At 70.7% G+C, this 13,484-nt stretch carries 11 protein-coding genes; 8 read left to right on the top strand and 3 right to left on the bottom strand.

The features are described 5' to 3' along the window. The 6 genes from AB0B39_RS14215 (at position 1) to AB0B39_RS14190 (ending at position 6,525) form a co-directional block, all read left to right on the top strand. Positions 1 to 441 carry an acyl-CoA thioesterase gene (locus AB0B39_RS14215; protein ID WP_234582956.1) on the top strand — a complete coding sequence of 147 codons (441 nt, stop codon included), beginning with the start codon at positions 1 to 3 and terminating at the stop codon, positions 439 to 441. Beyond that, positions 438 to 977, top strand: coding sequence for a flavin reductase family protein (locus AB0B39_RS14210; RefSeq protein WP_234582918.1), 540 nt, complete (start codon positions 438 to 440; stop codon positions 975 to 977). Before AB0B39_RS14215 ends, AB0B39_RS14210 begins: the two co-directional genes overlap by 4 nt. Further along, the gene (locus AB0B39_RS14205) at positions 974 to 2,332 is read left to right on the top strand and encodes a cytochrome P450 (RefSeq protein ID WP_357574505.1); all 1,359 of its coding nucleotides are present in this window, start codon (positions 974 to 976) and stop codon (positions 2,330 to 2,332) included. The genes AB0B39_RS14210 and AB0B39_RS14205 overlap by 4 nt, the downstream gene beginning before the upstream one ends. 94 nt (positions 2,333 to 2,426) lie before the next feature. After that, positions 2,427 to 4,397: a CRTAC1 family protein gene (locus AB0B39_RS14200; protein ID WP_357574504.1), complete on the top strand. Its 1,971-nt coding sequence runs from the start codon at positions 2,427 to 2,429 to the stop codon at positions 4,395 to 4,397. After that, a complete protein-coding gene (locus AB0B39_RS14195; RefSeq protein WP_357495349.1) occupies positions 4,394 to 5,449 on the top strand; it encodes an enediyne biosynthesis protein in 1,056 nt (351 codons plus the stop codon). Before AB0B39_RS14200 ends, AB0B39_RS14195 begins: the two co-directional genes overlap by 4 nt. Positions 5,450 to 5,583: 134 nt before the next feature. Next, the gene (locus AB0B39_RS14190) at positions 5,584 to 6,525 is read left to right on the top strand and encodes a hypothetical protein (protein WP_357574503.1); all 942 of its coding nucleotides are present in this window, start codon (positions 5,584 to 5,586) and stop codon (positions 6,523 to 6,525) included. Here AB0B39_RS14190 and rph read toward each other — a convergent pair. Continuing rightward, positions 6,516 to 9,143 carry a rifamycin-inactivating phosphotransferase gene (gene rph / locus AB0B39_RS14185; protein ID WP_357574502.1) on the bottom strand — a complete coding sequence of 876 codons (2,628 nt, stop codon included), beginning with the start codon at positions 9,141 to 9,143 and terminating at the stop codon, positions 6,516 to 6,518. The two genes, AB0B39_RS14190 and rph, sit on opposite strands and share 10 nt — an antisense overlap. Positions 9,144 to 9,391: 248 nt before the next feature. Here rph and AB0B39_RS14180 point away from each other — a divergent pair, with 248 nt between their 5' ends. Both AB0B39_RS14180 and AB0B39_RS14175 read left to right on the top strand, forming a co-directional pair. Continuing rightward, the gene (locus tag AB0B39_RS14180) at positions 9,392 to 9,955 is read left to right on the top strand and encodes an alpha/beta fold hydrolase (protein WP_357574501.1); all 564 of its coding nucleotides are present in this window, start codon (positions 9,392 to 9,394) and stop codon (positions 9,953 to 9,955) included. Positions 9,956 to 10,002: 47 nt separating this feature from the next. Further along, positions 10,003 to 10,839, top strand: coding sequence for an alpha/beta hydrolase (locus tag AB0B39_RS14175; protein ID WP_357574500.1), 837 nt, complete (start codon positions 10,003 to 10,005; stop codon positions 10,837 to 10,839). Between the two features lie 16 nt (positions 10,840 to 10,855). Here AB0B39_RS14175 and AB0B39_RS14170 read toward each other — a convergent pair whose 3' ends face one another. Both AB0B39_RS14170 and AB0B39_RS14165 read right to left on the bottom strand, forming a co-directional pair. Continuing rightward, positions 10,856 to 11,569, bottom strand: coding sequence for a hypothetical protein (locus AB0B39_RS14170; RefSeq protein ID WP_234582908.1), 714 nt, complete (start codon positions 11,567 to 11,569; stop codon positions 10,856 to 10,858). 165 nt (positions 11,570 to 11,734) lie between these two features. Next, positions 11,735 to 13,378 (bottom strand): lectin, encoded by a 1,644-nt coding sequence (locus AB0B39_RS14165; RefSeq protein ID WP_357495339.1) that lies wholly within the window; start codon positions 13,376 to 13,378, stop codon positions 11,735 to 11,737. Between the last annotated feature and the right edge of the window lie 106 nt (positions 13,379 to 13,484).

Here is a 13,484-nt window from a genome sequence, read left to right as displayed (position 1 = left end):
ATGGAGAGCTACTACGAGCTGCGGCACACCGTCGGGTTCGAGGAGACGAACATCGTCGGCAACGTCTACTACGTCAACTACCTGCGGTGGCAGGGCCGCTGCCGGGAGATGTTCCTGAAGGACCGGGCACCGACAGTCCTCGCCGACCTGCAAAACGACCTCAAACTGTTCACGCTCAAGGTCGAGTGCGAGTTCTTCGCCGAGATCACCGCGTTCGACGAGATCGCCGTTCGGATGCGGCTGCTCGAACTGGCCCAGACGCAGCTCGAATTCGGTTTCGACTACGTGCGGACCGGACCGGCCGGCGAGACACTCGTCGCCCGCGGCGCCCAGCGGGTCGCCTGCATGCGCGGCCCGAACAACCGGACCGTTCCCACCCGGGTCCCGGAGGCGCTCGAACGCGCTCTGGAACCGTACGCCGCCGCCGGGGTCCGACGATGACGACCTTCGGGACGGAAGAGTTGACGGACCCGGTGCTGATGCGCCGCGTCTGCGGGACCTTCGCCACAGGTGTCACGGTGGTCAGCGTCGGCGGGGACGAACCGCACGCCATGACCGCGAACTCGTTCAGCGCGGTGTCCCTCGACCCGCCGCTGATCCTGGTGTGCGTCGGGCGGGACGCCCTCATGCACCAGGCGCTCAGCCGGGCCGGCGCGTTCGGCGTCTCCGTCCTGGCCGCCGATCAGGAGGCGGTGGCGCGCTACTACGCCGACCGCCGCCGTCCACTCGGACCGGAACAGTTCGAGTTCACCGAGTGGCGGCCGGGCGCGCGGACGGCGGCGCCGTTGCTCGGCGGCGCCGCCGCCCACATCGAGTGCGAGCTCTGGCGGTCGTACGACGGGGGAGATCACACGATCTTCCTGGGCCGTCCGTGCGGGATGCGCCGGTACGACGACGGCGACGGCGAGGCCCTCGTGTTCCTCGGTGGCCGGTTCCGCCGGCTCGAGCGGGCGCCGTCGGCGGTGGTGGCGTCATGACCGCCGTCACCGGCCCGGCGCCGTCCCTTCCCGGTCCGTCGCGCGCGTCGGCCGTCAGCATGCTCATCACGATGGGCCGCGACCGCCTCGGCATGATGACGTCGGCGGCCGCCCGCTACGGCGACGCCGCGCTGCTGCCGGTCGGTCCGAAGGAGCTCTACTTCTTCAACCACCCCGAGCACGCCAAGCACGTGCTCGCCGACAACGCGGCCAACTACCACAAGGGCATCGGCCTGGTGCACGCCCGCCGGGCACTCGGCGACGGGTTGCTGACCAGCGAGGGTGAGCTGTGGCGCAAGCAGCGCCGGGTGGCGCAGCCGGCGTTCCAGAGCCGGCGCATCGCCCAGCAGGCCGGCATCGTCGCCGAGGAGGCGGCGGCCCTCGTCGGCCGGCTGCGGACGCTCGGCCGCCAGGGTCCGGTGGACGTGCTCCAGGAGATGACGGGTCTGACTCTCGGCGTGCTCGGGCGCACCCTGCTCGACACCGACCTCGGGCGGTTCCCGTCGATCGGGCGCGACTTCGCCGTGGTGCAGGACCAGGCCATGTTCGAGCTGGCGTCGTTGAGCGCCGTGCCGCCCTGGGTGCCGCTGCCGCGGCAGGTGCGGTTCCGGCGGGCCCGCCGCCGTCTCCAGACGATCGTCGACCAGCTCGTCGCCGAGCGCGGGAGCCACACCGGTGACCGCGACGACGTGCTGTCGCGGCTCATCGTGTCGGCCCGGGCCGAGCCCGACCCCCGGGTCGGACGGCAGCGGCTGCGCGACGAGCTCGTGACCCTGCTGCTCGCGGGGCACGAGACCACCGCCAGCACGTTGAGCTGGGCGCTCTACCTGCTCGACAGGCATCCCGAGGTGCGCCACCGGTTGCGGGAAGAGGCGGTCGCGGTGCTTGGCGACCGGCTGCCGACCTTCGACGACCTGGGCCGGCTGCGGTACGCCGCGATGGTCATCGACGAGGTGGTACGCCTGTACCCGCCGGTGTGGATCCTGCCCCGCAAGGCGCTCGCCGCCGACATGGTGGGCGGGTACGCGGTGCCGGCGGGCGCCGACGTGCTGATCTGCCCCTACACGCTGCACCGCCACCCGGACTTCTGGGACCAGCCCGAACGCTTCGATCCGGAGCGCTTCGACCCGGCCCGCACCACCGACCGCCCGCGGTACGCCTACATCCCGTTCGGCGCGGGACCGCGGTTCTGCGTCGGGAACCACCTGGGCCTGATGGAGGCCGCCTTCGTCCTCGCCGTACTGGCCCGGGACCTGACGCTCACGACGGTCGCCACGCACACCGTCGTACCCGAGCCGATGCTGTCGCTGCGCATACGCGGCGGCCTGCCGATGAGCGTGCGTCCGGCGGACTGAGGACACCGCCGGGTGACCGCGGACCGCTGTCACCCACTACCGCACCACCCGAACGCCCGACCCGGCCGGGTCGGGCACCACCCGAGGGGGATCGTTGCCACCGAAACCAGTGGGTCCGCTGCGCAGACTCATTCCCGTCGTCTTCGTCCTGGTACTCGTCGCGGGGCTGTTCACGATCTCGCGGCTGCCGACCGCATCCGCGGCCGACCGACGCGCGATGGCGTCACAGTTCGCGTTCACCGAGATGCCCATCGCCCTGCCGCCGGGTCTGCCGCAGCGCACGATCCGGACGGTGAACCCGAAGTACGAGCACATCCGGTCCTGGATCTCGTCGGTGGGCGCCGGAGTGGCGGTCAACGACCTCGACGGGAAGGGCGGCGCCAACGACCTCTGCCTCGTCGACCCCCGCAGCGACAGCGCCATCGTGACGCCGGCGCCCGGCGGCGGCGCCCGCTACGCGCCGTTCGTGCTGGACCCGGCGCCGCTGCCGATGGGACCGGCGATCGCCCCGATGGGCTGCACACCCGGCGACTTCAACGTCGACGGCCGGACCGATCTGCTCGTCGTCTACTGGGGACGCACGCCTGTCGTGTTCCTGCAGACCGGAGACGCGGCGGACCTGAGCCTCGCGTCGTACCACCCGGTCGAGCTGATCCCGCAGCAGCAGACCGCCGACGGCCGCTACCACGGGCCACTGTGGAACACCAACGCGACAGCTGTCGCGGACTTCGACGGTGACGGCCGGCCCGACATCGGGATCTTCAACTACTTCCCGGACTCCCAGGTGCTCGACGCACAGGGCCTGCCGAACGTGCAGATGAACCACTCCATGTCCCGCGCGCAGAACGCCGGCGGGGCGCACATCCTGCGCTGGACCGCGGCCACCACCGGCGCCGAGCCGAGCGTCACCTACGAGCAGCAGAGCGCGATCGACCCCCGGTACGCCACCGGATGGACGCTCGCCTCGGCCTCCGCCGACCTCGACGGGGATCTGCTGCCCGAGCTGTACCTCGCCAACGACTTCGGCAACGACCGCTTCTTCCACAACGTGTCGGCTCCCGGCCGGATCAGGTTCGCCCTGGCCGAGGGACGCCGCGGCCCGCTGGACCCCAAGTCGCTGGTCGTGGGGCACGACTCGTTCAAGGGGATGGCCGTCGACTTCGCCGATCTGCGCGGCACCGGCCGGTTCGACGCCTTCGTCAGCAACATCACCGAGTCGTGGGGGCTGGAGGAGAGCAACTTCGTCTGGCAGAACACCGCCGCCAACCCGCAGGAGGCGCGGGAACGGCTCTCCAAGGGCATCGCTCCCTTCGAGAACAAGGCTTCGGCCAAGAACCTCGCCTGGGTCGGCTGGGGCTGGGACGTCAAGATGGCCGACTTCGACAACAGCGGACGCCTCGTCGTGGTCCAGTCCTGCGGCTTCGTCAAGGGCACTGTCAACCGGTTCAACTGGCTCCAGGAGTTGGCCGCCAGCAACGACCTGATGCTGCGCGAGCCGGACATGTGGCCCAACGCGCAGCCGGGCGACGACATCGCCGGCTCGAACGCGCTGGCGTTCTGGGCACCGGAGGACAACGGCCGCTACGTCGACCTGAGTCCGCAGCTCGGACTCGACGACCGGACCCCGACCCGCGGTATCGCCGTGGGTGACACCGACGGCGACGGCCGCCAGGACTTCGCGGTGGCACGCCAGTGGGGACCGCCCGCCTACTACCACAACACCAAGGCGCAGGTCGGCGACTTCCTCGGGCTGCGGCTGCACCGGCCCGCACTCGGCGCCGCCACGGGCAACGACGCCCGCACCCCGGCCTACGGCGCGCAGGCTCGGGTGACCACTGCCGACGGCCGCACCCAGCTCGCCCAGCTCGACGGCGGCGGCGGGCACTCCGGCAAGCGCAGCTTCGACCTGTTCTTCGGACTCGGTGACCAGGGCGGCACGCCCGTCACCGTCGAACTGAGCTGGCGCGACCTCGACGGTGTCCAGCATCAGCAGACCCTGCCCCTCTCCGCCGGATGGCACGACCTCACGCTCACCGACCGAGCCCAGGAGCTGACCACACCATGACGGACGTCAAACGCGCCCCGGTGGGCGTGACCACCACGGCCGAGGTCGCCGACGCGACCCGCAACGGCAGCGGACCCGACCGGGCACCGGCCGGCGTCGACAGGCGACCGCCCGTACCCCGGGTGGACAAGCGCGACCCCCGCTACCTGGCCCTGCGGAACTTCGCCATCTCCATGTCCATCCTCAACATCCTCGGCTACACGATCCTCGGGTTCGAGCAGCCCTGGACCTGGCCGCTGTTCGCCCTGGCGATCGGGTACACGGTCGAGATCGCGATCGAGGCGGTCGCCGCCCGCTCCCTGGGCCGCCGACCGGCCTACAGCGGCAACGGCGCGTGGGGCGTCTACACGTTCCTGCTGCCGACCCACATCACCGCGCTCGCCGCGAACATGCTGCTGTACGCCAACGACATGTTCTGGCCGATCGCCTTCGCCGTGGTCGTGGCCGTCGGGCAGAAGGCCGTGCTGCAGGCCCCGATCGCCGGACGCATGCGGCACTTCATGAACCCGTCGAACTTCGGCATCACCATCACGCTGCTCGCGTTCTCCTGGGTCAACGTGGCCCCGCCGTACCACTTCACGGAGAACGTGCCCGACGTCTTCCGGATGTTCATCCCGATGGTCGTGCTCACCGCGGGCACGATCCTCAACGCGATGCTCACGAAGAAGGTTGCGCTGATCGTCGGCTGGGTCGGCGGCTTCGTCATCCAGGCCCTGATCCGGCACTACGTCTGGGACGTCCAGCTCTGGTCGGCGCTGAGCATCATGACCGGGGTGGCGTTCGTGCTGTTCACCAACTACATGATCACCGACCCGGGCACCACGCCCTCCAAGCCCCGCTGGCAGTTCATGTTCGGCTCCTCCGTGGCCATGGTGTACGGCGTCCTGATGCTGTTCAACGTCGTCTACACCCTGTTCTTCGCGGTCACGATCGTGTGCCTGGCCCGGGGTCTGTTCTGGTGGGGCAGGTGGCTCGCCGAACGGCGTGGCGCCCGCACCCCCGTGCAGCCGGTGCCGCCGCCGGCGGCGGTGGAGCTGCCGATCGCCCGCTGACCCCGTCGGTCGCCCCGGACCGGCCGGCCGTCCTCCGCACGCGGGAAACCGCAAGCAGGAAGACGACCGGCCGGTCCGCGGCGCGAAGAATCAGTCAGTGCATCCCGCCGTCACAGATTCGGAAAGAGGCTGCCATGACCGCCACGCAGAGACCGGCCGTGCAGACCCCGCCCTCCCCGACGCCGGCACGCTCGGACCGGCGCGGCGCGCTGATCGTGGGCAGTGTGCTCGCGGGAATCGCGTTGTCCCTGCTCTGGTCATACCAGTTCGTCGACCAGACGATCGGCGACAACGTCGCCAACACCCTGCTGGGCCACGACGCGAAGGCGACAGCGATCGGCGGCACCGCGGCGGGCCTGCTGTTCGCGTTCGTCTCCGGCCTGGCGGGCACGTTCACTGCCTGCAACATCGCGATGGCCGCCTCGGTCGGGCCGATGACACACGCCGGCGCCGGCGGCACACCGGCGGCGGGGCTGCGCTTCATGCTCCGGCCGGTGGGCCTGCTGGCGCTGGGCATGGTCGTCGTCTCCGCCACGTACGGCTTCATCGGAGTCCTGCTCGGCGACTCGCTGCCGCAGCTGTCGACGGAGACGACTGCCGGCGGCATGCCCGTCCGACTCGTGCAGTCGGTGGTGGTCTTCGGCGTGATCGGTCTCGCGTTCATCTATCTCGGTCTCGCGGCGCTCGACAAGGTCCCCGATCCCTTCGCGCGTCGCCCGTTCGCCCGCGTCTTCGTGCTCGGCATGCTGGTCGGCGCCTTCCTGATCGGGCGGCCCTACCCGCTGTTCCACAAGCTGTTCCAGTGGGCCGCCGACAACGGCAACCCCCTCTACGGCTCGGCCGCCTTCGTGCTGCAGTCGCTGGGCAACATCGCGATCGTGGGCATCCTGTTCGCACTCGTCGTCCTCGCCACCCGGGGAGGGCTGATCCGCTGGTTGTCCGCGCGACCGGCACGCACCCTCGCGGTCACCGGCTCGCTGCTGCTCGCGCTGGGCGTCTTCACCCTCGTCTACTGGACCGTCCGGGTGCCCGCGATGTTCGGCTACGGCTGGTTCCCGACGATGCCCTACAACTGAGCGCGGCCGTCGGCGTCGTTCGGCGGTGGCAGGATCTCGACGTACCCGTCGGTGCCGTGCACGCGGATCCGCTGCCCGTCGCGGATCAGCCTGGTCGCGTCCGCCACCCCGACGACGGCCGGCAGGCCGTACTCCCGGGCGATGACCGCCCCGTGGGTCATGAGGCCGCCCACCTCCGTCACCAGGCCCTGGACCGCGACGAACACTGGTGACCAGCTCGGGTCCGTGTAGGAGGTGACCAGGATGTCGCCGGGTTCCAGCTCGGCCTCGGCGATGTCCAGCAGGACGCGGGCGCGGCCCTCGACGACCCCGCCGGAGACTCCGAGGCCGGCCAGCGCTCCGGCCGGCACGTTGTCGCGCCGGTACGCCCCGGCGATGGCCTCGCCCTCGGAGGTGAGCACCCGGGGTGGCGTCAGCGTCCGGTGCCACCGGAAGGTGTCCCTGCGCTGGTCGATGAGGTGGTCGTCGACCTGGTGCGTCCGCACGGCGTCGTGCAGCTCGGCGAAGGTGAGATAGAAGATGTCGTCCCTGTCGCGGAGCACGCCGGCCCGCGCGAGGCGCTCCGCCTCGGAAAGCAGGGCCTGCTTGTAGACGAAGTAGCGGCTGATGATGGCGTACTTCGGATACTCCCGGTACCCGATGAAGGTGCGGACCCGGTCGATCATGCGCCTGGTCTCGTCGGCCTTGGTGTCCCCGTCCGGCAGGGCCCGCAGCCGTTCCAGCAGTTCCTCGCGTTTCTGCTGCGCCGCCTGACGCCCCTGCTCGAAGCGCCGCCCGGCGGCGCCCGGTTCGAGGAGCCTGATGTTGTCGAGGATCAGGGGCACGAGGGTGCTGGGGCGTTCGCTCCAGCGCGGTCTCGTGATGTCGATCTCGCCGACGCAGCGCATGCCGTACCGGTCGAGGTAGGCCGAGATGGCGTCGCGCGCCTCGGCTCCGCCCGCGAGCCTCGGCAGTTCGTCGAGGAAGCCGTCGTCGTCGACCTCCTGCAGGAAGGCCATCACCTCCGGATGCGGTCGGATCACGTCCGCGACGTCGAGCAGCGCCAGGCCCATCTCCGACGTGATGTTGCCCGGAGCGGACAGCGTGAGGGTGTCGGCGGCGTTCTTCTCGCCCAGCCATTCGGACAGCTGCTCGTTGAGCCACCAGGTGGCCTGCATGCCCGCCATGATCGCCTGCATGCTCAGGGGGTCACTGAGGAGCTGCTTGTGCTCCTCGAACGCCTTGTGCAGGAAGTCGAACAGCGCCGGGCCCGTCACCGTCGCGATGTCGCGCCGCAGGGCGGCGAGTGACGCCTCGCTGCGCTCGATCAGCTCGGTGACGATCGCCGGATCGTTCTCGATCGTGGTCGGCTTGCCGCTGATCCGCGGGATGTCGGGACCGTCTGCAAGCGCCGGTACGAAGTCGGGGCGGCCGAGGATGGTCTCCAGCGCGTCCCGCGTCAACGGGTCGGACCGTCCCGCCATGTCGAGGAAGCCGGCGCGGCTCGCCGGCGCTGCCAGGATCCCGGTGGCGTCGACGAAGAGCCTCCCACCGGCCTCGTGCATCGGCGCCATGGCCGTCAGCTGCCACATGGAGAACCCCAACGGCTTCATGGCGTCGGTCATCATCTGCTGGTGGCCGACCGAGAGGTAGACGTGGTTCTCGCTGTCCCGGGCCGCCGGAACGGGGAACAGCGTCGTGATCGGCCGGCTCTGCACGATCTGGACGTCACCGTCGACCAGGCACCATTCGATGTCCTGCGGGCTGCCGGCGTGCGCCTCGATCCGCCGGCCCACGTCCACCAGCCGCAGGACCTGCGCGTCCGTCAGCGCCGGCTGCTCCTGTCGCTCCGGGCTGATCGCCTGTTTCGTGGTACCGCCGGCCGGCAGCGCCTCGATGGCGAGACGCTTGCTGGCGATCGTCCGGTCGATGATCGCGCCGTCGCGCACCCGGTAGGAGTCCGGGTTCACCAGCCCGGAGACCAGGGCCTCGCCGAGGCCGAAGCTGGCCTCCACCGAGGCGACCTTCCGGTTGGACGTGACGGGGTCGGCCGTGAACAGGACGCCGGCCGCCTGCGGAAACACCATCGTCTGCACGACGACGGCCAGGTGGACCGCGCGGTGGTCGATGCCGTTGCGCTGACGGTAGGTGACCGCCCGCTCGGTGAAGAGCGAGGCCCAGCACCGGCTGACGTGCGTGCGGATCGCCGCCGGACCCCGCACGTTCAGGTACGTGTCCTGCTGGCCCGCGAAGGAGGCCGTCGCCAGGTCCTCCGCCGTGGCGCTGGACCGGACGGCGTAGGCAGCCTTCTCGCCGTGCCGGGTGAGCGCCCGGGTGATGGCCGCCGCCACGTCGTCGGGCAGGGCGACCCCTTCGATGGCCCGGCGGATCTGGGCGCTGAGGTCGCGGATCCCCTCCCGGTCGTCCGGCTTCAGGCGCGACAGCTGATCGAGCTGATCGTCGATCGAGGGCACCTCGGCGATGACCCGTCGGAAGGCGTCGGTCGTCACGCAGAAGCCAGCCGGCACGCGGATGCCCTCGATCCGCGACAACGTCCCCAGACGGGCGCCCTTGCCGCCGACGATCGCGACCTGAGTCTCGTCGACCTCGTCCAGATCTCGCACGTACTTGTCGATCATCGAGCCCCGTTTCTTCGTCCATTCCGGTGTCCGGCGGACGATTCTGCGGCAAGACGGGGGTCTTGCGGCAAGGCCCCCGGTGCGATATACGTTAAAGTGGGAGCGGATACCAGTGGTGTTTTTCCCCGCTGTGCAGGAAATCGTTCCGCTGATCCCCCCTTGTTGATCCCCCGCCTGTCGATCCCTGCGGCTCGCCCCGCCGTCGGCGCTTGATGCCGCTTCGACGCAGTATGCGAGAGGGGATCGTCATGGCAGCGACCACGCAGGTCCTGTTCATTCAGGGCGCTGGCGCCGGCACGCACGACGAGTGGGACAACAGGTTGTCCGACAGCCTGCGGCGCGGGCTCGGGGACGGGTACGAGGTTCGGTACCCGCGGATGCCCGACGAGGGCAACCCGAGCTACGTCACCTGGAGCGCCGCCATCCGGCGGGAGATCGCGGCACTTGACGACGGGGCCGTCGTCGTGGGCCATTCGGTGGGCGGAGCGATCCTCGTCCACGCGCTCGCCGAGCGGCCACCCGAGCGGGACCTCGCGATGATCGTGCTGGTCGCCGCCCCGTTCGTCGGTGCGGGCGGCTGGCCCGGCGACGATTTCGAGCTGCCACCGGACCTCGGCGTCCGACTGCCGCGAGGCGTACCGGTGCGGGTCTTTCACGGGCTCGGGGACGAGACGGCGCCGCCGTCGCACGCGGATCTGTACGCGGGCGTCATCGGCCAGGCGCGGGTGTACCGGCTGCCCGGGCGCGATCATCAGCTCAACGACGACCTCGGTGACGTGGCGGCGGTGATCAGGCTTGACACTCTTGGCTAACCGTATTAGCTTAAAGCTAACGCAATTAGCCGAGCACGGAGGATCCCATGACCGAGTACCTGACCGTCGACGGCGGCACCCTGGCGTACGAGGTGACCGGCGCCTCCGGGCCGCTCGTCGTTCTCGCCCACGGCATGGGCGACAGCCGCGAGGCGTACCGCTTCGTCGTGCCGCGCCTGGTGGCCGCCGGCTACCGGGTGGCTGCCGTCGACCTGCGGGGCTGCGGCGAGTCGAGCGCACAGTGGCAGTCCTACAGCCGCACCGACATCGCGGGTGATCTGCTCGCGGTGATCCGCCACCTCGGCGGTCCGGCCGTGCTGGTCGGCCACTCGATCTCCGGCGGGGCCGCCACCATCGCCGCCGCCCAGGCACCCGAGCTGATCACCGGCATCGTCGAACTGGCCCCCTTCACCCGCAAGCAGTCGATCAAGCTGGGCGACCTGCGGGTCGCCCGCTACCGCACGGGCATGGCCCGACTGCTCGGCACCGGCCTGCTGGGCAGCGTGCCGCTCTGGCGCAGCTACCTCGACATCGCCTACCCGGGAAGGAAGCCGGCCGACTGGGCCGCCCGCACGGCCCGGATCGACGCCATGATGCGCGAGCCCGGCCGGATGGCGGCGATGCGCAAGATGGGCCAGTCGGCGCCGGTCGACGCCGGGGCGCAGCTGGGCAACGTCCGCTGCCCGGCCCTGATCGTCGAGGGGTCGCTCGACCCGGACTGGGCCGACCCGCGGGCCGAGGGGGAGGCGATCGTGGCCGCGCTGCCGGCCGGGTTGGGCCGGCTCGAAGTCATCGAGGGCGCGGGTCACTACCCGCACGTGCAGTACCCCGACGAGACGGCCGACCTGCTGCTCGCCTTCCTGAGCGCGAACGCCCGCGCCTGAGATCCCGGGTCCGCCGTCAGGCCAGCAACTGTTCGCGCATCCGCGCGCCCAGGTTGATCCGTCCCACCGCGCGCGGGCCGGCCGGATCGTGCACGTCCACCGTGTTGTTGCGACGCATCAGCGCACGGACCGCAGGTGGCAGCCGGGGTGGGTCGTCCATCGCGGCGAGGATCTGCGCCGCGCTCGTGATCAGTCGATCGACGAACGCGGCGGCGTCGGTGTCCACCCGCACCCGGCCGTACTCCCAGCCGGCGGTGGTGAGGTCGAGCACCTCGAACACGTGGGTCACCAGCGGGGTCGGATCGGTCACCCGATCGAGCCGGGCCGCCCGGCCGCCGACCACCGCGACGGCGGCGGCCACCTGGGCGTACGGGTGGAAGCCGCACGGCAACGCGAACAGCGGCCACCGCAGCCCGGGACCGGCCTCCATCCACAGCGGCCGGTAGTTCCGCCGGTGCACCAGCAGCCGCCGGCCCGTGCGCCGGTGGATGTCCTGCGCCTGCGCCAGCAGATCCGCGTGTGCCTCGTCGGCGACCTGGTTCAGAATCCGGGCCGCCACCACCAGGCCGTCGTCGCCGCCCAGCATCCCGGTCGCCGCTTCGACCTGCGCGGGAAACGGAACCCGCGCCTGCGTGCCGTATCCGTGCTGGAGGTCTCGCAGCAGCGCCTGCTGCCGCCCCGGGTCGAGCTGGACCCGCCCGCCGCCCAGCAGCCGCTGGAGCCAACGCATGTCGCCTCGTTTCAGCAGAGCCGTCCCGAACCGTGGCAATGCTATGCGTCGGACGTTGCCCGGGTGCCGCAGGGGTGAGCATGGCGCGGCGCGCGCCGGCCGGGCGACACGCGGGTCGGTGCCCGCGACCGCGCCCGGCCGGCCCCGCCTGTCGGGGCGGGTCGCTCAGCTGCGGCTCCACCGCTGGCTGGCCGCGCCGTTGCAGTCCCAGATCTGGGTGCGTGTGCCATTCGCCGTACCGTTGCCCACCAGGTCCAGGCAGCGGCCCGAGGCGACCGCCGTGATCGAGCCGTCGGCGTTGAAGCGCCACTGTTGGTTCGCCTGGCCGTGACAGTCCCAGATGATCACCGACGTCCCGTTGGCGGTGCCGGCGTTGAAGACGTCGAGGCACTTTCCTCCGTAGACCCGCAGCTCCTGGGCGCTCGTCGAGGTCCAGGACTGATTGGCCTGGCCGTGGCAGTCCCAGATGATGGCCGTGGCGCCGTTGGTCTGGGACGCGCCGTTGACGTCCAGGCACCGGCCGGCGGACGTGCTGCGGATCGTCGACGTCGAGCCCGGCGGGGGAGTGCTCGGCGGAGGCGTGGTCGGTGGAGGTGTGGTCGGCGGGGGCGTGCCACCGCCGGTGACCAGGAGCATGGCGGCGCCGTGCGCCGGCACCGACGCGCTGATCGTGCCGGTAGACGTCGAGGTGGTGTGGGACCACAGGTCCCGCACCGCGTACGAGCCGGCGCTGCCGAGGCCGAGCGCGCTGGCCGTCGTGGAGATCGTGGTCGTGCCGCTGCCCCGGTTGAGCAGGACGGTGGCCACCCCGCCGGTGGACATCGGCTTGCGCCAGACCTCCAGGTCACCGGAGTCACTGATCTTGCGGCCCTGCTGGCCGCCCCAGTCCTGGTTGACGGCGATCACGTCGGTGTTGGTGAGGATCGTGCGGGTGGCCGCCGACATGGTGCGGATGTCGTTGCCCGCCAGCAGCGGGGCGTTCAGCAGCGCCCACAGGCTGAAGTGGGCCCGGGACTCGGTGTCGGTGGGGCCGTTGCCGACCTCCAGCATGTCCGGGTCGTTCCACGCGCCCGGACGGGCGTACGACTCCTTGCCGACCTGCTGGTCGAGGATGCTCATGATGGAGTTCCAGTTCCCACCGATGTCGCCTGTGGTACGCCAGGAGTTGCCCACCCCCGCGCCCCAGGTCCAGACGCTGTCCTGCCCCCAGCTGCACAGGCTGTAGAGGATCGGCCGGTTGGTTGCCGCGAGCGCGTCCCGCATCGCGGTGTAGCGCTGCTGCGCGCTCCGACCGAGGTGGTCGCCGCAGTTGTCGTACTTGAGGTAGTCGATCCCCCAGGACGCCCAGAGGTTGGCGTCGCGCTGCTCGTAGTTGATGCTGGCCGGGTACCCGGCGCAGGTGAGGGTCCCGGCCGAGGAGTAGATGCCCAGCTTGAGGCCCTTGCCGTGGACGTAGTCGGCGAGAGCCTTGATGCCGCTCGGGAACTTCTGCGGATCGGCGACCAGGTCGCCGCTGGCGTTGCGCTGCTTGGTGGACCAGCAGTCGTCGATGTTGACGTAGCGGTATCCGGCCGCGGCCATCCCGCTGGAGACCAGCGCGTCGGCCGTCTGCCGAATGAGCGTCTCGTTGACGTTGCAACCAAACGCGTTCCAGTCGTTCCAGCCCATCTGTGGCGTGCGGGCCAGCCCGTTCTCCAACGCCTGCGCGGGTTGCGTGGTGGTGAGCACGACCGCGCCGCTGACCACAGCGGTGCCGAGGGCGGCTGCGAGGAGCGCGGGGAGCAGGAGGGCCATTCTTCGTCTGAGCACGTGCACTCCTTGCGGGTGGTTGGCGGCGAGGGCCCGCTGCCGGTCCACAGGGAGCCAACGACATAGATCGATGCCAATTTAACTCGTACGACATATGACGTCAACG

The organism is Micromonospora sp. NPDC049114 (assembly GCF_040648635.1).
Taxonomy (GTDB): Bacteria; Actinomycetota; Actinomycetes; order Mycobacteriales; family Micromonosporaceae; genus Micromonospora.
The sequence above is the reverse complement of the archived record's forward strand: the minus strand, read 5'-3'. Positions and strand labels throughout refer to the sequence as shown.